At 71.7% G+C, this 18,887-nt stretch carries 18 protein-coding genes; 8 read left to right on the plus strand and 10 right to left on the minus strand.

The window, feature by feature from the left end; all coding sequences use genetic code 11:
* Positions 1–77: 77 nt before the first annotated feature.
* A complete protein-coding gene (locus AB0E85_RS11000) occupies positions 78–1,544 on the minus strand; it encodes an amino acid permease (RefSeq protein WP_361924855.1) in 1,467 nt (488 codons plus the stop codon).
* A gap of 218 nt (positions 1,545–1,762) precedes the next feature.
* Between AB0E85_RS11000 and AB0E85_RS11005 the strand changes: the two genes are divergently transcribed.
* Positions 1,763–2,488 (plus strand): MerR family transcriptional regulator, encoded by a 726-nt coding sequence (locus tag AB0E85_RS11005; protein ID WP_361924857.1) that lies wholly within the window; start codon positions 1,763–1,765, stop codon positions 2,486–2,488.
* On the opposite strand, the gene AB0E85_RS11010 is transcribed toward AB0E85_RS11005, so the two are convergent.
* The 4 genes from AB0E85_RS11010 to AB0E85_RS11025 form a co-directional block, all read right to left on the minus strand.
* The gene (locus tag AB0E85_RS11010; protein WP_361924859.1) at positions 2,474–4,669 is read right to left on the minus strand and encodes a 3-hydroxyacyl-CoA dehydrogenase NAD-binding domain-containing protein; all 2,196 of its coding nucleotides are present in this window, start codon (positions 4,667–4,669) and stop codon (positions 2,474–2,476) included. The genes AB0E85_RS11005 and AB0E85_RS11010 overlap by 15 nt on opposite strands.
* 34 nt (positions 4,670–4,703) lie before the next feature.
* Positions 4,704–5,918, minus strand: a complete 1,215-nt coding sequence (locus tag AB0E85_RS11015) for an acetyl-CoA C-acetyltransferase (protein WP_361924861.1) — start codon at positions 5,916–5,918, stop codon at positions 4,704–4,706.
* Positions 5,919–5,929: 11 nt separating this feature from the next.
* Positions 5,930–7,075, minus strand: coding sequence for a CaiB/BaiF CoA-transferase family protein (locus AB0E85_RS11020; RefSeq protein ID WP_361924863.1), 1,146 nt, complete (start codon positions 7,073–7,075; stop codon positions 5,930–5,932).
* Positions 7,076–7,185: 110 nt separating this feature from the next.
* Positions 7,186–7,566 carry an MmcQ/YjbR family DNA-binding protein gene (locus tag AB0E85_RS11025; protein ID WP_361924865.1) on the minus strand — a complete coding sequence of 127 codons (381 nt, stop codon included), beginning with the start codon at positions 7,564–7,566 and terminating at the stop codon, positions 7,186–7,188.
* A 91-nt stretch (positions 7,567–7,657) separates the two neighbouring features.
* Here AB0E85_RS11025 and AB0E85_RS11030 point away from each other — a divergent pair, with 91 nt between their 5' ends.
* Complete coding sequence (locus tag AB0E85_RS11030; protein WP_361924867.1) at positions 7,658–8,836, plus strand: saccharopine dehydrogenase NADP-binding domain-containing protein; 1,179 nt, start codon at positions 7,658–7,660, stop codon at positions 8,834–8,836.
* A gap of 15 nt (positions 8,837–8,851) precedes the next feature.
* On the opposite strand, the gene AB0E85_RS11035 is transcribed toward AB0E85_RS11030, so the two are convergent.
* Complete coding sequence (locus AB0E85_RS11035) at positions 8,852–8,998, minus strand: hypothetical protein (protein ID WP_361924869.1); 147 nt, start codon at positions 8,996–8,998, stop codon at positions 8,852–8,854.
* Between the two features lie 182 nt (positions 8,999–9,180).
* Between AB0E85_RS11035 and AB0E85_RS11040 the strand changes: the two genes are divergently transcribed.
* Positions 9,181–9,375 (plus strand): hypothetical protein, encoded by a 195-nt coding sequence (locus AB0E85_RS11040; RefSeq protein ID WP_361924871.1) that lies wholly within the window; start codon positions 9,181–9,183, stop codon positions 9,373–9,375.
* Here AB0E85_RS11040 and AB0E85_RS11045 read toward each other — a convergent pair.
* Positions 9,363–10,055, minus strand: a complete 693-nt coding sequence (locus tag AB0E85_RS11045; RefSeq protein WP_361924874.1) for an endonuclease V — start codon at positions 10,053–10,055, stop codon at positions 9,363–9,365. The genes AB0E85_RS11040 and AB0E85_RS11045 overlap by 13 nt on opposite strands.
* 62 nt (positions 10,056–10,117) lie before the next feature.
* On the opposite strand from AB0E85_RS11045, the gene AB0E85_RS11050 reads away from it, so the two are divergent.
* Positions 10,118–10,411, plus strand: a complete 294-nt coding sequence (locus AB0E85_RS11050) for a YciI family protein (protein WP_361924876.1) — start codon at positions 10,118–10,120, stop codon at positions 10,409–10,411.
* 10 nt (positions 10,412–10,421) lie between these two features.
* Here AB0E85_RS11050 and AB0E85_RS11055 read toward each other — a convergent pair whose 3' ends face one another.
* Positions 10,422–10,745 (minus strand): plasmid stabilization protein, encoded by a 324-nt coding sequence (locus AB0E85_RS11055; RefSeq protein WP_361924878.1) that lies wholly within the window; start codon positions 10,743–10,745, stop codon positions 10,422–10,424.
* Positions 10,746–10,815: 70 nt separating this feature from the next.
* Positions 10,816–11,910, minus strand: coding sequence for an oxidoreductase (locus AB0E85_RS11060; RefSeq protein WP_361924880.1), 1,095 nt, complete (start codon positions 11,908–11,910; stop codon positions 10,816–10,818).
* Between the two features lie 258 nt (positions 11,911–12,168).
* Between AB0E85_RS11060 and AB0E85_RS11065 the strand changes: the two genes are divergently transcribed.
* Positions 12,169–12,585, plus strand: coding sequence for an SsgA family sporulation/cell division regulator (locus AB0E85_RS11065; protein ID WP_031135075.1), 417 nt, complete (start codon positions 12,169–12,171; stop codon positions 12,583–12,585).
* Between the two features lie 326 nt (positions 12,586–12,911).
* On the opposite strand, the gene AB0E85_RS11070 is transcribed toward AB0E85_RS11065, so the two are convergent.
* The gene (locus AB0E85_RS11070; RefSeq protein ID WP_361924883.1) at positions 12,912–13,556 is read right to left on the minus strand and encodes a GPP34 family phosphoprotein; all 645 of its coding nucleotides are present in this window, start codon (positions 13,554–13,556) and stop codon (positions 12,912–12,914) included.
* A gap of 307 nt (positions 13,557–13,863) precedes the next feature.
* Between AB0E85_RS11070 and AB0E85_RS11075 the strand changes: the two genes are divergently transcribed.
* From AB0E85_RS11075 to ddaH, 3 genes are all read left to right on the plus strand, one after another.
* Complete coding sequence (locus AB0E85_RS11075; RefSeq protein WP_361924885.1) at positions 13,864–15,489, plus strand: ABC-F family ATP-binding cassette domain-containing protein; 1,626 nt, start codon at positions 13,864–13,866, stop codon at positions 15,487–15,489.
* A gap of 10 nt (positions 15,490–15,499) precedes the next feature.
* A complete protein-coding gene (locus tag AB0E85_RS11080; RefSeq protein WP_361924887.1) occupies positions 15,500–17,779 on the plus strand; it encodes an excinuclease ABC subunit UvrA in 2,280 nt (759 codons plus the stop codon).
* Between the two features lie 224 nt (positions 17,780–18,003).
* The gene (gene ddaH / locus AB0E85_RS11085; protein ID WP_361924889.1) at positions 18,004–18,780 is read left to right on the plus strand and encodes a dimethylargininase; all 777 of its coding nucleotides are present in this window, start codon (positions 18,004–18,006) and stop codon (positions 18,778–18,780) included.
* Positions 18,781–18,887 lie beyond the last annotated feature (107 nt).

Genomic DNA, 18,887 nt, shown 5'->3' on the forward strand with positions numbered 1-18,887 from the left:
GGGGCGGGTTCGTGCCCGGGTCTCGCTCCCCGTGCGGGACAAAGCCCCTGCCCCGGCTCCGGACAGGGGCCCGTCCGCTACTTCGTCAGCTGCGAAAGCTCCTGGTCCGCCGTCCGGGACACCCGGCGGCGGATGCCGAACCAGCCCGCGACGAGCATGACCGCGATCAGCGGGATCAGCAGGAGGGTCTTGCGGCCGACCGCGGGGTCGTTCCACATCATGCCGAGGCAGGCCAGCAGGAAGACGATCGTGGTGATCTCCGTGACCGGGCTGAAGGGGAGGCGGAAGGACGGGCGGGTGACCTGGCCGTCCCTGGCACGGCGGACGAAGACCAGATGGCAGACCATGATGATCACCCAGGTGCTGATGATGCCGAGGGAGGCGACGTTCAGCACGATCTCGAAGGCCTGGGCCGGCACGAGGAAGTTCAGGCCGACGCCGAGCACACACACCCCACAGGTCAGCAGGATGCCGCCGTAGGGCACCTGGCTGCGGTTCATGCGGGCGGTGAACTTCGGCGCGGAGCCGGCCATCGCCATGGAGCGCAGGATGCGGCCCGTGGAGTACAGGCCGGAGTTGAGGGAGGACATCGCGGCCGTGAGGACCACCAGGTTCATCACGTCGCCCGCGGCCGGGACACCGATCTTCGACAGCACCGTGACGAAGGGGCTCTGGTCGGCCGAGTAGACCGAACCGGGCAGCAGCAGGGCCAGCAGGACGACCGAGCCGACGTAGAAGAGGCCCACCCGCCACATGATCGAGTTCACCGCGCGCGGGACGACCTTCTCCGGCTCGGCGGTCTCGCCCGCGGCGACACCGACCAGCTCCAGCGCGGCGTACGCGAAGATCACGCCCTGCATGACCAGGACGACTGGCATCACGCCGTGCGGGAAGACGCCGCCGTTGTCGGTGATGACGCCGAGGCCCGGCGTGCCACCGCCGACCTTCTGCTGCGTGACGAGCAGGAAGATGCCGATGAGCATGAAGCCGACGAGCGTGGCGACCTTGATGATCGAGAACCAGAACTCCATCTCGCCGAAGATCTTCACCGAGATCAGGTTCACCGCCAGGACGACCGCGAGGGCGACCAGCGCGAGCACCCACTGCGGAATGTCCGTGAACAGGCTCCAGTAGTGCGTGTAGAGCGCGATCGCGGTGATGTCGGCGATGCCGGTGGTCGACCAGTTGAGGAAGTACATCCAGCCGGCTACGTAGGCGCCCTTCTCACCGAGGAACTCGCGCGCGTACGACACGAAGGAACCCGAGGACGGGCGGTAGAGCACGAGTTCACCGAGGGCCCGGACCACGAAGAAGGCGAAGACGCCGCAGACCAGGTAGGCGATCGCCAGCGCCGGGCCGGCGTTGTGGAGGCGGCCGCCCGCGCCCAGGAAGAGCCCGGTGCCGATCGCGCCTCCGATGGCGATCATGTTGACGTGGCGGGCCTTGAGGTCCTTGCTGTAGCCGGCGTCGCCCGCGTCCGCGGGCATCTGCGCCGCGTCACTGGGGGATGCGGCTGCTGCCGTGTTCACGGCGTCCTTGCTCACGGTGGATCCACTCTCTGGTGCGCCCGAGCGGGTCGCGCTCGGCTTCCGGACGTACATAAGGTCTGCGCCCTCGGTAAAGGCACAGACCAAGGGGCCACCTTCCCCCACGCTGCGCGACTCACGCGGTGGCATACGTCACAGAGCGCTACTTCTCACACGCGTGTCCCCTGGGTCGCCGGAGGTTTCACAGCACTGGTGAGACAGCGATACTGCTGCACATGACGACGACCGACACCGAGGAGCCGACCCTCACGATCGACGAGCTGGCCGCCCGGGCCGGTGTCACGGTGCGCACGGTCCGCTTCTACGGCACGAAGGGGCTGCTGCCCCCGCCGGTGCTCGGTCCGCGGCGCGTGGGCCACTACGGGCGCGAGCATCTGGCCCGGCTGGCGCTGATCGAGGAGTTGCGGCAACAGGGCATGACGCTGTCCGGCATCGAGCGTTACCTGCGACAGCTGCCGCCGGACCTGAGCGCGCACGACCTCGCCATCCACCGGGCCGTGGTGGCCTCCTGGGCGCCGGAGAGCGTCGAGACGGTCACCCGGGCGGAGCTGGAGCGGCGGGCCGGAGGGCCGCTGGGCGACGAGGACGTGGAGCGGCTCGTCGCGATGGGCGTGGTCCGGCCCGCCGACGGCGGGTACGAGGCCGACCTCGGTCTGCTCCGGCTCGGTGCCGGGCTGCTGGACGTGCCGCTCTCCCAGGAGGCGATCTTCGCGGCGCGCAAGGTGCTCGTCGAGCACGCGCGCGCCGCGGCCCGGGAGCTGTCCCGGCTCTTCCGCGGTGAGGTGGCGGAGCGTGACGCGCGGGACGTGCGGTCCCTGTCGGCACACATGCACCCGCTGGTGGTGCAGGCGCTCCTCACCGCCTTTCAGCGGTCACTGAAGGAAGAGCTGGACGCATGGCTCACCGGGCCTTCGGAGTCCGGCGGGTCAGACGCGGGCTGAGTCGCTGAACCGCTCCCCCTTCTCCGCCTTCTCCACCAGCAGCGCGGGCGGGGCGAAGCGCTCCCCGTACTGCTCGGCGAGTTCCCGGGCGCGTGCCACGAAGCCGGGCAGGCCACCTTCGTAGCCGTTGATGTACTGGAGCACGCCACCGGTCCAGCCCGGGAAGCCGATGCCGAAGATCGAGCCGATATTGGCGTCGGCGACGGAGGTCAGCACGCCCTCCTCCAGCAGCCGGACGGTGTCCAGAGCCTCGGAGAACAGCATGCGCTCCTGCATGTCCCGGAACGGGATCCGATAGCCCGGCTTGGTGTAGTGCTCGCGCAGCCCGGGCCACAGGCCGGTGCGCTTGCCGTCGTCGCCGTAGTCGCCGTAGTCGTAGAAGCCTGCGCCGCCGCTGCGGCCGGTGCGGCCGAACTCGTCGACCATGCGGTCGATCACCGCCTCGGCGGGGTGGGCCGTCCAGGTGCCGCCCGCCTCCTCGACCGCCCGCTTGGACTCGGCCCGGATCTTGCGGGGCAGGGTGAGCGTCAGTTCGTCCATCAGGGACAGCACCTTGGCCGGGTAGCCGGCCTGGGCGGCGGCCTGCTCGACCGAGGCGGGCTCGATGCCCTCGCCGACCATGGCGACGCCCTCGTTGATGAAGTGGCCGATGACGCGGGAGGTGAAGAATCCGCGCGAGTCGTTGACGACGATGGGCGTCTTGTTGATCTGCCGTACCAGGTCGAAGGCGCGGGCCAGGGCCTCCTCGCCGGTGCGCTCGCCCTTGATGATCTCGACCAGCGGCATCTTGTCGACCGGCGAGAAGAAGTGCAGGCCGATGAAGTCGCCCTGACGCTCGACGCCTTCGGCGAGGGCGGTGATGGGCAGGGTGGAGGTGTTGGAGCAGAGCAGCGCGTCGGGCTCCACGACGTGCTGGATCTCCTGGAACACCTTGTGCTTGAGGGAGGTGTCCTCGAAGACGGCCTCGATCACGGCGTCGCAGCCGGCCAGGTCCTGGACCTCGGCGGTGGGGGTGATGCGGGCGAGCAGCGCGTCGGCCTTCTCCTGGGTCGAACGGCCCTTGGCAACCGCCTTGGCGCACAGCTTCTCGGAGTAGCCGTTGCCCTTGAGGGCCGCCTCCAGGGAGACGTCCTTCAGGACGACGTCGATGCCGGCGCGGGCGCAGGAGTAGGCGATGCCGGCGCCCATCATGCCGGCGCCGAGGACGGCGACCTTGCGGACCTGGCGGCGTTCGACGCCCTTGGGGCGGTTCGCGCCGGAGTTGACCGCCTGGAGGTCGAAGAAGAACGCCTGGATCATGTTCTTCGAGGTCTGTCCGGCCGCGAGGTCCACGAAGTAGCGGGCCTCGATGACCTGCGCCGTCTCGAAGTCGACCTGGGAGCCTTCGACGGCGGCGGCGAGGATGTTGCGCGGGGCCGGGTAGGGGGCGCCGTTGGTCTGCTTGCGCAGGCTTGCCGGGAAGGCGGGCAGGTTCGCGGCGAACTTGGGGTTGGCCGGGGTGCCGCCCGGGATCCGGTAGCCCGGCTTGTCCCAGGGCTGCTGGGACTCGGGGTTGGCGTCGATGAAGGCGCGGGCCTTGGCGAGCATGTCCTCGGGGCTGTCGGCCACCTCGTCGACGAGGCCGTTCTCCAGGGCGCGGCGGGGGTTGTACTGGGTGCCCTGGAGGAGGACCTTCAGCAGGGCGTCGGCGATGCCGAGCAGGCGGACGGTGCGGACGACGCCGCCACCGCCGGGGAGCAGGCCGAGGGTGACCTCGGGGCAGCCGATCTTGGAGCCGGGCGCGTCGAGGGCGATGCGGTGGTGGCAGGCCAGGGCGATCTCGTAACCGCCGCCGAGTGCGGCGCCGTTGAGCGCGGCGACGACCGGTTTGCCGAGGGTCTCGATGCGGCGCAGGTTCCGCTTGATGGCCATACCGCCGTCGAACAGCTCCTGGGCCGTCTCGGGCGTGACGCGGATGAGGTCGCGCAGATCGCCGCCGGCGAAGAAGGTCTTCTTGGCGGAGGTGATGATGACGCCCCGGATGGAGTCCTTCTCGGCCTCCAGGCGGTCGGTGACGGCGGCGAGGGAGTCGCGGAACGCCTGGTTCATGGTGTTCGCGGACTGGTTCGGGTCGTCGATGACGAGGGTGACGAGGCCGGTGCGGTCCTGTTCCCAGCGGATGGTGGTGGACTCAGTGCTCATGTGGAGGTGCTCCGTGTGATCCGTCGGGAGGGGGTCAGATGCGCTCGACGATGGTGGCGACGCCCATGCCGCCGCCGACGCACAGCGTGGCGAGGCCGTAGCGCTTGTCCTGGCGCTCCAGTTCGTCGACGAGGGTGCCGAGGATCATCGCGCCGGTGGCGCCGAGGGGGTGGCCGAGCGCGATCGCGCCGCCGTTGACGTTGACCTTGTCCAGGGACAGGCCCATGTCCCTGACGAAGCGCAGCACGACCGCCGCGAACGCCTCGTTGATCTCGACGAGGTCGATGTCGTCGATGGTCAGCCCGGCCTTGGCGAGGGCCTTGCGAGTGGCGGGGGCGGGGCCGGTGAGCATGATGGTCGGCTCGGAGCCGGAGACGGCGGCGGAGACGATCCGGGCGCGGGGCGTGAGGCCGTAGCGCTCGCCGACCTCCCTGGAGCCGATCGCGACGAGCGAGGCGCCGTCGACGATGCCGGAGGAGTTGCCCGCGTGGTGGACGTGGTCGATCTTCTCCACCCAGTGGTACTGCTGGAGCGCGACCGCGTCGAAGCCGCCGAGTTCACCGATGTCCGCGAAGGACGGCTTCAGCTTGGCGAGGGAGTCGGCGGTGGTGCCGGGGCGGGGGAACTCGTCGTGGTCGAGGACGACGAGGCCGCTGCGGTCCTTCACCGGGACGACGGACCTGTCGAAGCGGCCGTCCTTCATGGCGGTGGCGGCCCGCTCCTGGGAGAGGGCCGCGTACTCGTCGACGTCGCGCCGGGAGAAGCCCTCGATGGTGGCGATGAGGTCGGCGCCGATGCCCTGCGGCACGAAGTTGACCTGGAGGTTGGTCATCGGGTCGTTGAACCAGGCGCCGCCGTCGGAGGCCATCGGCACCCGGGACATGGACTCCACGCCGCCCGCGAGGACGAGGTCCTCCCAGCCGGAACGGACCTTGGCGGCGGCCAGGTTGACGGCCTCCAGGCCCGAGGCACAGAAGCGGTTCTCCTGCACACCGGCGACGGTGTCGGGCAGGCCCGCGGCGATGGCGGCGATCCGGGCGATGTCCGAGCCCTGGTCGCCGACGGGGCCGACGACGCCGAGGACGATGTCGTCGACGGCGGCCGGGTCCAGGTCCGGGAACCGGGCGCGGATCTCGTGGATGAGTCCGACGACCAGGTCGATGGGCTTGGTGCCGTGCAGGGCTCCGTTGGCCTTGCCGCGGCCGCGCGGGGTGCGGATCGCGTCGTACACATACGCTTCGGTGCTCACGAGGAGGCCTTTCACTGAGGGGTGCGGGACGACGGGAGCAGCCCGGGGACGTCCCAGTCCCGGGCGACGTCCGCCGTGTCGGCGCCCGGCCTGGCCGGGCCGGTGCGGACGGAGGTCGGGGTCGCGGAGAAGCGGGGGGCCGGGGCGGGCTGGGTGATGCCGCCGTGGTCGGTGAAGGTGCCGCGGGCGGCCAGGTGCGGGTGGTGCGGGGCCTCGCGCAGCGACAGCACGGGCGCCACGCAGGCGTCCGTGCCGTCGAAGACGGCCGTCCACTCGTCCCTGGTACGGCTCTTGAAGCGGGCCGCGACCTCCTCGCGCAGTTCACCCCACAGGGTGATGTCCTTCCGCGCGGCGGCCTGGTCCTCGACACCCAGGAGGGCGAGGAACTCCGCGTAGAACTGCGGCTCCAGGGCGCCGACGGCCATGTACCGGCCGTCGGCCGTCTCGTAGGTGCCGTAGTACGGACAGCCGCCGTCCAGGAGGTTGGCGCCGCGTCGGTCCTGCCAGCCGCCGGCGGCGAGCATGCCGTGGATCATCGTGGAGAGGTGGGCGGTGCCGTCGACGATGGCGGCGTCCACGACCTGGCCGGTTCCGCACGCGCGGGCGTGGTGGAGGGCGGCGAGGACGCCGACGACGAGGTAGAGGGAGCCGCCCGCGTAGTCGCCGAGCAGGTTCGCCGGGACCGCCGGCGGCTCGTCCGGGCGGCCGATCATGCCGAGGGTGCCGGTGGGGGCGATGTAGGCGATGTCGTGCCCGGAGCGCTGGGCGAGCGGGCCGTCCTGGCCCCAGCCGGTCATCCTGCCGTAGACGAGACGGGGATTGCGGGCGTGGCAGTCCCCGGGTCCGACCCCGAGGCGCTCGGCGACGCCGGGGCGGTAGCCCTCGACCAGGATGTCGGCGCGGGCCGCGAGGTCGAGCACCTGTTCCGGGCCGTCGGGGGCCTTGAGGTCGACGACCACCGAGCGCTTGTTGCGGTTGGTGACGTCGCAGGCCGGGTCGATCGCGAGGCCGGGGCCGCCCGGACGGTCCACGCGCACGACGTCGGCGCCGAGGTCGGCCAGGAGCATGGCGGCGAACGGGCCGGGTCCGATGCCGGCCAGCTCGACGACGCGCACGCCGGAGAGCGGGCCGTGTCCTGGCGTCCTTGCCGTGGTCATCCAGCCCCCAGTGCTGTGACACATCTGATGTAACACCAGTGATGCTAAGAACGTGTTCCACTCGGCACAAGCCCTGAACGAGCAAGCGCTTAGCAATCTGCCGGACGAGGTCAGTGCCCGTCCAGCACGACTATCAGCCGCTTCGGGGCGATCACCCGGTAGCTCTCCTCCACCCAGTCGCAGAGCACCTCGGCGGCCGGGGCGCCCTGCTGCTCCAGGGGGACGTACACCCAGCCCGCCTTGCCCAGGCCGTATCCGGCGGGCTCGGCGCCGGGGCAGGCCAGCGCGTGGGCGTGCGCCGTCTCGTCGGTGAGCTTCACCGTCACCCCCAGGGGGTAACTGCCGTCCTGGACCCCGAGGAAGACGAACACCTTCCTGTTGACCTTCGCGACCGACTCGCCCCAGGGGAACTCCTCGACGGCGTCCGGCAGCCCCAGTGCGAACGCGCGCACTTTCTCCCACTTCTTCAGGGCATTCCTGGGCACGGGCATCGTCGTCCTCCGGGCTCGTCGTCGGGCTCCGCACTCCTCACGCTAGCCTCGGCCACCGACAGCGGCACGGGCTGCACGACCGAGGGGTGTCATGAGCAGGCAAAGCAGGACGGACCGTCCGTACGACATCGTGCTCTTCGGAGCGACCAGTTTCGCCGGGGCGCTCACCGCGGAGTATCTGGCGGCCCACGCGCCCGAGGGGCTGCGCTGGGCGATCGCGGGCCGCAACGCCGGGAAGCTGGAGCGACTGCGCGAGCGGCTGCCCGCCGGCACCGGCGTCGGGGTGCTGCGCGCGGACGTCTCCGACCCGGCCTCGCTGCGCGACCTCGCGGAGCACGCGCGCGTGGTGGCCACGACCGTCGGCCCGTACGTGACCCACGGCGAGGAACTCGTCGCCGCCTGCGCTGACGCCGGAACCGACTACCTGGACCTGTGCGGCGAGCCGGAGTTCGTGGACCTGATGTACGTCCGGCACGACGCCCGCGCCCGGGAGACCGGGGCACGGCTGGTGCACGCCGCCGGCTTCGACTCGATCCCGCACGACCTGGGCGTGTACTTCACCGTGCAGCAGCTGCCTCAGGACGTGCCGCTGAGCGTCGAGGGCTTCGTGACCGCCGACGCGGCGTTCTCTGGCGGGACCTTCGCCTCCGCGCTGGGCCAGTTCGCGCGGCAGCGGGAGATGGCGGCCGCGGCCCGGGACCGGCGACGGCACGAACCGCGGCTGGTGGGCCGGCGGACGTCGGCCCCGCTGGGCGGTCCCCGGTTCGCCAAGGAGGTCGGCGCGTGGGCGCTGCCGATGCCGACCATCGATCCGCAGATCGTGCGACGCTCGGCGTCGGCCCTCGACCGGTACGGGCCCGACTTCCGCTACCGGCAGTACGCCGCCGTCCGGCACCTTCCGGTCGCCGTGGGCGGGGTCGCGGCAGTCGGCGCGCTGGTCGCGGCGGCCCAGGTGCCCCCCGCGCGGCGCTGGTTGTCGGACCGGCTGAAGCCGGGGGACGGACCGAGCCCGGAGAAGCGGGCGAAGAGCTGGTTCTCCGTGCGTTTCGTGGGCGAGGGCGGCGGCAAGCGGGTGCACACGGAGGTCTCGGGCGGCGACCCCGGCTACGACGAGACGGCCAAGATGTTCGCCGAGTCCGCGCTGTGCCTGGCCTTCGACGACCTGCCGAAGACGGCGGGCCAGGTCACCACTGCGGCGGCGATGGGCAACGCGCTGATCGACCGGCTGCGCGCGGCGGGCATCCGCTTCCGCGTCGCGTCGGCTCGCTGAGGGCCCGCCGGGGGGCTACAGCGGCCACTCGGCGATGGTGTAGATCATTCCGGCGATCCAGCCGAGCCCGGCCAGCACGGCGAGGATCAGCCCTGCGGTGACGGCCCGTTCGACGGTCTGGGTCGGGCCGGCAACTGGCTTGGGGGCGCGGTGCGTCGTCATGCGCCCCAGCCTGCCGTCGGAGGTGGTGGGCGGGCATCCGTACGGGTACTCAGAGCCGGTACTCAGATCCGGCCGCCCGCCCCACTCGCCCATCTCTCCTCCGGCTTGAGACTTTTCGGCGTTCCGCCTCTGGCGAGCGCTCGAAAAGTGCCAACAAGGAGTTCAATGACACCCTTGAAGGTATGAGATTCCAACTGGAAGTTTCCCTGGACGACGCGGCGTTGACGAAGGACCCGACGGGCGAGCTGGGCCGGATCCTCAGGTACTGGGCCGGCAATCTGCGCCACTACCAGCTCGCCCCCGGGGACGAAGCGGCGATCTACGACTCGGAGTACCGCGAGGTGGGCCGCTGGCGGGTGGACGGTCAGGCCGAGTAGGTCTCCCGGAGCGCCTCACGGCACAACGCGTCCGCCCTCCGGGTGGTCTCCGGGAGGCGGTACGCGGGGGTCAGCGCGAGGGTGTGGGCGCAGGCGTCGTCCAGCGTCACCCGGTGGCCGACGGAGACGAAGACCGGCTTGACCCCGGCCCGGGTGCGCAGGGCCCGACCGACCTCCTCGGAGCCGGCGAGGAGCGCGGAGGTGCTGCCGCGCGGAGTGTCCGGGTCGTCGTAGGTGAAGGTGAACGGGTTCTTGGCGACGCCGATCGTGGGCAGGTCGGTCAGGACGCCGAGGTGGCTGGCGAGGCCGAAGCGGCGGGGGTGGGCGAGGCCGTAGCCGTCGCAGACGACCAGACCGGGCGGGCAGGGCAGGGCGTCGAGGGCGGCGAGGACCGTGGGGATCTCGCGGAAGGCGAGCAGTCCGGGCACGTAGGGGAAGGAGACCCGGCCCACGGCCGTGGCCTCGGCGACGACTTCGAGACTCGACGCGTCCAGCACGACCGCCGCCGCGGCGACGACGTCCCGCTCGTCGTCGTACGCGACGTCGACCCCGGTCACCCGGCCCGATCCTGGCGGCGGCCCCGGCTCGCCGAGGATCACACGGGCCCGCAGTTCGTCCTGGACGGCGCGGGCCTGTTCCTCGGTGGTCGGCCAGTCTTCGGGGATGCGTACGGTCGTCATGGTGGCCCGAGCCTACGGGCTCCCCGGCGGTCGGACAGCGGCCTGGGGATAGGCTCCCGGGCATGTTCGTGCTGGAGCTGACGTACACCGCCCCGCTGGAAGCCGTCGACGCCGTGCTGGAGGAGCATGTGCGCTGGCTCGACGAGCAGTACCGGCGGGGGGTCTTCCTCGCGTCCGGGCGCAAGAACCCCCGCGACGGCGGGGTGATCATCGCCGTCGCGGGGGATCGCGCGCGGATCGAGGAGATCACCGCGCAGGACCCGTTCGTCACCGCGGGCGTGTGCGCGTACCGCGTCACCGAGTTCACGGCGACGAAGACGGCGCCCGCGCTGGAGGCCTACCGGGAGACCCTCTGAGGGATCCGCCTCACTTGCCCAGTGCGCGCTGCAACTGGCTCTTGTTCATACCGGAACGGCCCTCGACGCCCTTGCGCTTGGCCTCCTGGTACAGCTGGTCGTAGGTGGGGCCCTGGGAGCCCTGCCCCGACCGCTGGCCGCCGCGCTTGCCGGAGGACATGTCCTTCGTGGAGGTGCGGCTGGCCGTCTTCGACTCGCCGGAGCGGGCGCGTTCCTTGTTCACCGTCCGCGCGGCGATCTCCTTGGCGCGGCCGGTGCTCTCGCCCCGGTCCTTCGCACTTTCCTTGATGTGCTCGTACTGGCGCTCCCGCTTGGAGCTCGAACCGCGTGGCATTCTCGCTCACTTCCTTTCACGATCAGTGAACGAGTACCCACCCTGCCAACGATCAGGGCACCCCGCATGCTCAGTGCTCCAGGCGGGCAACCCGGCCCTTCTCCCCCGCCGCCCAGCACCCGTGGTCCGGGGTGCAGTCGACGGTGTCGTAGGAGCCGGTGTCGACGGTCCGCCAGGTGCGGCCCCCGTCCGTGGTGAGGTCGGTGCCGGTGGGGCCGACGGCGAGGGCTGCGGTGCGGCTGTGCGGGAGCCAGGCGACGCCGGAGCGGTAGGCGGGCGGGGGTGCGGTGGCCGGTCGCCAGGTGCGGCCGCCGTCGGCGGTGCGGGCGCCGGCGCGCGGCGAGGGTTGGTCGGGCCGGTAGTCGCCGCCGACAGCGAGGGCCCGGGTGCGGTCGCGGAAGGCGAGCGCGAAGACGCCGCGGGCCGGGTCGCCCGCCGGGAGGGGCGTATCGGTGGCCGTCCAGGTGCGCCCCCGGTCGGTGGAGTGCAGCACCCGCGCGCGTGCGGCCCCGCCGGTGGCGAGCCAGACGTCCTTCGGCCCGGACGTCACCAGGCACTGGCCGCTCGCCGCGAACCCGGCCTCGCCCTCCTGCGCGGCCGGCATCCCCCGGTCCGGCAGCACCTTCCAGGTCCGGCCGCCGTCGCCGGTCGACAGGATGCGGAACTTCCCGTCCACCGGGTCGCTCATCGCCAGCCCGTGGCGGTGGTCGAAGAAGGCGAGGCAGTCGTAGAAGGCCTTGGGGTCGGTGTTGCGGAAGGACTCCGTCCAGGTCGCTCCGCCGTCGTCGGTGCGGTAGACCCGGGACGCCTCGCCCTCGCCGATGGCCAGGACCACGGCCCGGCGCGCGTCGAACGCCTCGACGTCCCGGAACTGCAACTCCCCCGCGCCGGGCGGTGAGACGTTCCGCCAGGTCGCCCCGGCGTCGGTGGTGCGCAGGACGGTGCCGCCGGTCCCGGCGACCCAGGCGGTGGTCCGGCTGACCGCGGCGAGGCCCCGGAACCGTGTCTCCGGGGTGCCGGTGTCCTTGAGTTCCCAGTGCGGCACCCGGCGCTCCGGTTCGTGCGCCTGTGCCGGTACGGCGGTCAGGGCTGCCAGTGCCGCCGCGCAGGCCGCCAGCGCGGTCGCCCTGCTGCGTGTTCGTCCCGTCCGTAGCGTGCTCCCCATGCGCCTCATGGCGGGGGAAGCTAGCCCACCGTCCGGGTGCCGTCCAGATGGCCTCACCGGCGCTCGGCGTGGTGCGGGGGTTGCCACAAGTGCCCTTCGGGGCACACGAGGAGAGTCACGTCACTCTGGTGCATGAAGAGCGGTGACAGAGGTCACTCGCATTTCGTGTGCACGGATTGGCTGATTCCGTCGTCTCTTCCCATGCCCGGCCTCATCCGCCCGGGAGTGCCCGTCCAGCCGTCACAAGGGAGCAAGGCGTTGTCCATCGTCATCGAGCAGCCCGTGGAGGCCCGCCTCGTCGCTGCCGCGCCGCGTATGCCGAGCATTCCCGCGACGCTGCACTACGACCGGCGTGATCCTTTCGCCGTCCGCATGACCTTCCCCGCCCCGGCCACGCTGGAGGGCGTCGAGGTCTGCTGGACCTTCTCCCGCGAGCTCCTCGCCGCGGGTCAGAAGAACGCCGAGGGGCACGGCGACGTGCGGGTGCGGCCCTACGGCTACGACCGCACCGTACTGGAGTTCCACGCCCCCGAGGGCACCGCCGTGGTCCACGTCCGCTCCAGCGAGATCCGCCGGTTCCTGGAGGCCACGAGCGAGCTCGTGCCCGTCGGTCTCGAGCACCTCCAGCTGGATCTGGACCACGGTCTCGCCGAGCTGATGCGGGACGCGTGCTGAGCTGACGAGCCGGTGCGAGAGGGAAGTTGACCTCACCGTAGGCGAGTGCGTCGGTCAGCGACCCGTGGATCCGCCGGCCCGGCAGCTCCCGGGCGGCCCGGCGGACGGGTGTCGGTCCGGGCGTTGACGGACGGCGGCATACCCGCCGCGTCGGCCGCCGCACGCGGCGGCGATCCGTTCCGCGGCAGGAATCCGACAAGGTGGGCGGCCGGGCCAAGCCTCCCCACCCCCGCCGATACAGCCGCCGACACAACCGCCGACGAGCCGAGCCCCCGGCACCGGCACGGGCACCGGCGCCGGCACCGGCAGATCATCCCTGGCGGGCGTCAGGGCGAGCCGGCAACCGCCGTCCCGGGCGTCACCGCCGTGCTCAGCTCACGCACGATCCAGCGCAGCCCGGGCGTCGCCGCTCCGGCCCGTTCGGTCAGCTCCTCGGCGCGCCGGGCGGGAGTGCCCTCGCCGCAGAGGCCGGCCGCGGCGGCGAGGACGGCGAGCGCGGCGTCCCGCTCGGAGATCTCCGCGACCGGCAGCGGTCCGCGCAGCACCTGCCGGGTCTCCTCCCGCAGCACCTCCACGGCGGCCGTGCGCTCCAGCGCGTACTCCACGGACGGGAACACGCCGAGGACCCGTCTCTTGCCGGCCCGCAGATATCCCTCGGCCACCAGTTGCTCCCGTACGGCGTCGAGGGTCACCCGCGCCCGCAGCGTCACCCAGGTCCGCCAGGGGTGCGGGCACGACTCGCGGACGAGTTCGAGCAGGCCGTCGAGGACCGCGTCCCCCGTGCCGGTGTCCAGGTCTGCCGGTGTGACGATGCCGTCGTCGTCGGTGAGCAGGCCGCGGCGGGCCAGCTCGACGAGGGCGCCGGCCCGCACCGGTCCGGGCCGGTGGGCGGCGCCTCCGGCCGCCGGCCGCGCGGCGTCCCAGGCCAGCAGGCAAAGCCGGGCGGGCAGCGTGAGCGGGCCGTTGGGCACGGGGCCTCCTGGGGGCGGGAGATCGGGTTTCACGTTAATTCGTTGACAGGCTCAGAGGCCCCTCGTACGGTGTAGAGCGTCCCTGTTGCCGCCGATTGGAGAAGGACGTTGCTCGTCTGAGGTCCTGAGACACCGCGTCACACCCACTGGTGTGCGCTGCGTGCGACCTCGGCGTTCGAGCCGTCCTCCGGTGCAGGGCATTTTTCATGCCCGTGGTGTGCCATGGAGCCTCGCCTCCCCCCCTGGTCGCAGGTGTCTCGACACGCGTTTGCCCCCGACCGCTTCGAGCAACCGCGAGTGAGGCCGCATGTCTACCTCCATCACCGTCACATCCCTCTCGTTCACTTGGCCCGACGGCAGCCCCGTCTTCGAGGACCTGGACGTCGCGTTCGGCCCCGGCCGGACCGGCCTGGTCGGCGTCAACGGGTCCGGAAAATCGACCCTGTTGAGGCTGATCGCCGGTGAACTCGCACCGGCCGACGGCACCATCCGCGTGGCCGGCGAGATCGGCTACCTCCCGCAGAACGTCACGCTCGACACCGCCCTGCGCGTGGACGAGGCCCTCGGCATCGCAGGGCAGCGCGCCGCCCTGCACGCCATCGAGGCCGGCGATGTCTCCGAGACGCACTTCGAGACCGTCGGCGACGACTGGGACGTGGAGGAACGCGCCCTGGCCACCCTCGGTGAACTCGGGCTGGGACACGTCGAGCTGGACCGCACCATCGGCGAGGTGTCGGGCGGCGAGTCGGTGCTGCTGCGTCTGGCCGCCCTGCTGCTGCGCCGCCCGGACGTGCTGCTGCTGGACGAGCCGACCAACAACCTCGACCTGTACGCCCGCAGGCGGCTGTACGCGGCCGTCCAGTCCTGGCCTGGCGTGATGGTCGTCGTCAGCCACGACCGTGAACTGCTGGACCTCGTCGACCAGATCGCCGATCTGCGCTCCGGCGGGATCACCTGGTACGGCGGCAACTACTCCGTCTACGAGGAGGCCCTGGAGAGCGAGCAGGAGGCGGCCGAGCGCATGGTGCGCGTCGCCGAGGCCGACTTCCGCAAACAGAAGCGCGAACTGACCGACGCCCAGGTCAAACTGGCCCGCCGCAAGCGGTACGGGCAGAAGATGTGGGACCAGAAGCGCGAGCCGAAGATCGTCATGGGGGCGCGCAAGCGCGCGGCGCAGGAGTCCGCGGGCAAGCACCGCATCATGCACGAGGAGAAGCTCGCCGAGGCCAAGGAGCGGCTGGACGACGCGGTGGAGGCGGTCCGGGACGACGACGAGATCCGCGTCGACCTGCCGTACACGGCCGTGCCGCCGGGGCGTACCGTCCTCACGCTGCAAGATCTCGGGCTCCGCTACGGCGCCCGGGTGAAGGGCGGCCTGGAGCTGCGCGGCCCCGAGCGGGTCGCGCTGGTCGGGCGCAACGGCGCGGGCAAGACCACGCTGCTGCGCACGATCGCCGGGGACCTCGCCCCGGAGGCGGGCGAGGTGCGGGCGCACGTCCCGCTGCGCTTCCTGCCGCAGCGGCTCGACGTCCTCGACGGCGAGCGGACGGTCGCCGAGAACGTGGCGCGGTTCGCGCCGGGCGCCACCAACAACCGGGTCCGGGCGCGGCTGGCGCGCTTCCTGTTCCGGGGCGCCCGTGCCGACCAGAAGGCGGCGACGCTGTCCGGCGGTGAGCGCTTCCGGGCGGCGCTGGCCGCGCTGATGCTGGCGGAGCCCGCGCCGCAGCTGCTCATGCTGGACGAGCCGACCAACAACCTCGACATGGCGAGCGTCCGGCAGCTCACCACGGCCCTGGAGTCCTACGAGGGGGCGCTGGTCGTGGCCAGTCACGACCTGCCGTTCCTGGAGTCGATCGGCATCACGCGCTGGCTGCTGCTGGAGGAGGGAGAACTGCGGGAAATCACGCCAGAAGCTGTCTGGTTTTCCGCCTAGCGTCGGTGGCATGACCGACTTCGCGCACGATGCCATCACCCTGACCGGAGCACGCGAGAACAACCTCAAGGACGTCACCCTGCGCATCCCGAAAGGCCGGCTGACCGTGTTCACCGGCGTTTCGGGGTCGGGGAAGTCGTCCGTCGTCTTCGACACGATCGCGGTGGAGTCGCAGCGCCAGCTGAACGAGACCTACCCCTGGTTCGTCCGCAACCGGCTGCCCAAGTTCGAGCGGCCGCACGCGGACGGCCTGGAGGATCTCACCCCGGCGATCGTCGTCGACCAGCGGCAGGTCGGCGGCCACTCCCGGTCCACCGTCGGCACCATGACCGACGTCTACTCGGTGATCCGGGTGCTGTTCTCCCGGCACGGCACCCCGAGCGCCGGACCGGCGACGGCGTACTCGTTCAACGACCCGTCGGGCATGTGCCCCGGGTGCGACGGCCTCGGCCGGGCGGTACGACCCGACTGGGACCGCATCCTGGACCCGGACCGTTCCCTCGCCGAGGGGGCGGTCCGCTTCCCGCCGTTCGCCGCCGGTACCTGGCAGGGGCAGACGTACACCAACAGCCCCGACCTCGACCCGGACAAGCCGGTGGGCCGGTTCACGGACGCCGAGCGGGAGTTCCTCCTGCGTGGGCGGCCCGGCAGCAAGGTCGCCGTCAGCGGCACGGGCGGCACCTGGACGACGGAGTACGAAGGGCTGGCCGTCCGCTTCGAACGGCTGTACCTGAAGCGGGACCTGTCGGGCATGAGCCAGAAGACCCAGGAGCTGGTGAGCGCGTTCCTGGTGGAGGGCACCTGCCCGGAGTGCCGCGGAGCACGTCTCAACGCGGCGGCCCTGGCGACCCGGATCAACGGCCGGTCGATCGCCGACTGCGCCCGCATGCAGGTCACCGACCTGATCGCCGTGCTGAGGGAGATCGACGACGCGGTCGCGGGGCCGATCGCCTCGGCTGCCGTGGCCGCGCTGGAGCGCATCGAGGCGATCGGCCTCGGCTACCTCAGCCTCGAACGGGAGACGGCCACGCTCAGCGGAGGGGAGGGGCAGCGGCTGAAGACGGTGCGGCACCTCGGCTCCAGCCTGACCGGCATGACGTACATCTTCGACGAGCCGAGCGTCGGTCTGCACCCGCGTGACGTGGGCCGTCTCGGTGACCTGCTGCTGAGGCTGCGCGACAAGGGCAACACGGTCCTGGTCGTCGAGCACGACCCGGACGTCATCGCGCTGGCCGACCACGTCGTCGACATGGGGCCGGGCGCCGGAGCCGGCGGCGGCACGGTGGTGTTCGAGGGGACACCGGAGGAACTGGCCGTGTCCGGCACGCTCACCGGGCGCTGCCTGCGCACCCGCACGGCGGTCAAGGACGAAGTACGCGAGCCCGTCGGCGAGCTGTGGGTCAAGGGCGCGGACCGGCACAACCTGCGGGACGTGACCGTGCGGTTCCCGGCCGGTGTGCTCACGGCGGTGACCGGCGTCGCGGGGTCGGGGAAGAGCACCCTGGTCCGGGAGTTCACCGCGGCGCACGAGGAGGCCGTGGTCGTCGACCAGTCGTCGATCGGCATCTCGGGCCGCTCCACCCCGGCGACGTACCTGGGGATCATGGACACGGTCCGGAAGATCTTCGCCCGTGAGACGGGGGCAGGTGCGGGCTTGTTCAGCTTCAACTCCGGCGGGGCCTGCGGCACCTGCGAGGGGCGTGGCGTCATCCACACCGACCTCGCCTTCATGGACCCGGTGACGACGACCTGTCACGACTGCGAGGGGCGGCGCTTCAAGGAGGAGGTGCTGCGGCTGACCGTGCGGGGCCGTTCCGTCGCGGACGTCCTCGGGATGACGGCCCAGCAGGCGCTCGGCTTCTTCGACGACACGGGTGTGCGGCGCCGGCTGCGCGCCCTGGCGGACGTCGGACTGACGTACCTCACCCTCGGCCAGCCCCTTTCCACCCTCTCCGGTGGCGAGCGGCAGCGCATCAAGCTGGCCACGCGACTGCACCGGACGGGCGCGGTCTACGTGCTCGACGAGCCGACGACCGGCCTGCACATGGCGGACGTGGAGGGCCTCGTCGCTCTCCTGGACCGGCTGGTCGACGCGGGCAACACGGTCGTCGTCGTCGAGCACAACCTCGACGTGATCGCCCGCGCCGACTGGGTGATCGACCTCGGCCCGGACGGCGGCCGGGCCGGTGGCGAGGTCGTCTTCGAGGGGACACCTCGGCAGCTTCTGGAGGCGCGGGGCTCTTTCACCGGGGAGCACCTGCGGCGGGCGGTGCGGCACCGTCGCCCGTGAGCCGGGGTGCAGGAGGAGGCCGGGCCGGCGGGCCGTGTTCGACGGGGCGGGGGCGGGGTACCCGGCGCCATGATCAGCACTCCCGCCCCTCCGGCCCTCCCCAGGGCTGTCCCCACTCCCGTTCGCCCTGCATGATGGCGGCCGACGCCCGATGGGTTTCCGGTCGATCCCGGAGGCCCCGTCGGTGCGGTCCAGACACGTCCATCCGATACGGAGTCACGCTCGTGCCCAGCAAGAAGGCCCTCGTCCGCCGCCCCAGCCCGCGTCTCGCCGAGGGGCTGGTGACCCACATCGAACGGGAGAAGGTCGACCTCGACCTTGCCGTCGAGCAGTGGGAGGCGTACGTGGAGGCCTTGCGCGCGCACGGCTGGGAGACCATCGAGGTGGACCCGGCCGACGACTGCCCGGACTCGGTCTTCGTCGAGGACACGGTCGTGATGTACCGGAACGTCGCGCTGATCGCCCGCCCGGGCGCCGACCCCCGGCGGGCGGAGACCGCCGGGGTCGAGGAGGCCGTGGCCGGTCTGGGCTGCTCGGTGAACTGGATCTGGGACCCGGGCACGCTGGAGGGCGGCGACGTCCTGAAGATCGGCGACACCGTCTACGTGGGCCGGGGCGGCCGCACCAACGCCGCCGGCGTCCAGCAGCTGCGCGCGGCGTTCGAGCCGCTCGGCGCGCGGGTCGTCTCCGCGCCGGTGAGCAAGGTGCTGCACCTGAAGTCGGCGGTCACGGCGCTGCCGGACGGCACGGTCGTCGGGCACATCCCCAAGATGGACACACCCTCGCTGTTCGCGCGTTTCCTGCCGGTCCCCGAGGAGGCGGGCTCCCACGTCGTCCTGCTCGGCGGCGACAAGCTGCTCATGGCGGCGAGCGCGCCGAAGACCGCCGAGCTGTACACCGACCTCGGGTACGAACCGGTCATCGTGGACATCAGCGAGTTCGAGAAGCTCGAAGGATGTGTGACGTGCCTCTCGGTGCGGCTGCGGGAGCTGTACACCTGACCGGACCCGCAGGTTCCCCCTCCGCCCCCTCGACCTGCACGGTCCGGGGAGTTGACGCGCGTACGAGCGACATCGCTGATCAGCGGCCTTTACAGCACCCTTAACCT

Source organism: Streptomyces sp. NPDC029044 (assembly GCF_040637495.1).
Taxonomy (GTDB): Bacteria; Actinomycetota; Actinomycetes; order Streptomycetales; family Streptomycetaceae; genus Streptomyces.

Coding starts and splice junctions, on each gene's coding strand:
- AB0E85_RS11050 (WP_361924876.1), top strand. CDS start 10,118: ATGTTCGTGCTGGAGCTGACGTACACCGCCCCGCTGGAAGCCGTCGAC.
- AB0E85_RS11010 (WP_361924859.1), bottom strand. CDS start 4,669: ATGAGCACTGAGTCCACCACCATCCGCTGGGAACAGGACCGCACCGGC.
- AB0E85_RS11045 (WP_361924874.1), bottom strand. CDS start 10,055: ATGACGACCGTACGCATCCCCGAAGACTGGCCGACCACCGAGGAACAG.
- AB0E85_RS11005 (WP_361924857.1), top strand. CDS start 1,763: ATGACGACGACCGACACCGAGGAGCCGACCCTCACGATCGACGAGCTG.
- AB0E85_RS11080 (WP_361924887.1), top strand. CDS start 15,500: ATGACCGACTTCGCGCACGATGCCATCACCCTGACCGGAGCACGCGAG.
- AB0E85_RS11075 (WP_361924885.1), top strand. CDS start 13,864: ATGTCTACCTCCATCACCGTCACATCCCTCTCGTTCACTTGGCCCGAC.
- AB0E85_RS11060 (WP_361924880.1), bottom strand. CDS start 11,910: ATGGGGAGCACGCTACGGACGGGACGAACACGCAGCAGGGCGACCGCG.
- AB0E85_RS11020 (WP_361924863.1), bottom strand. CDS start 7,075: ATGACCACGGCAAGGACGCCAGGACACGGCCCGCTCTCCGGCGTGCGC.
- AB0E85_RS11040 (WP_361924871.1), top strand. CDS start 9,181: ATGAGATTCCAACTGGAAGTTTCCCTGGACGACGCGGCGTTGACGAAG.
- AB0E85_RS11030 (WP_361924867.1), top strand. CDS start 7,658: ATGAGCAGGCAAAGCAGGACGGACCGTCCGTACGACATCGTGCTCTTC.
- AB0E85_RS11025 (WP_361924865.1), bottom strand. CDS start 7,566: ATGCCCGTGCCCAGGAATGCCCTGAAGAAGTGGGAGAAAGTGCGCGCG.
- AB0E85_RS11035 (WP_361924869.1), bottom strand. CDS start 8,998: ATGACGACGCACCGCGCCCCCAAGCCAGTTGCCGGCCCGACCCAGACC.
- AB0E85_RS11055 (WP_361924878.1), bottom strand. CDS start 10,745: ATGCCACGCGGTTCGAGCTCCAAGCGGGAGCGCCAGTACGAGCACATC.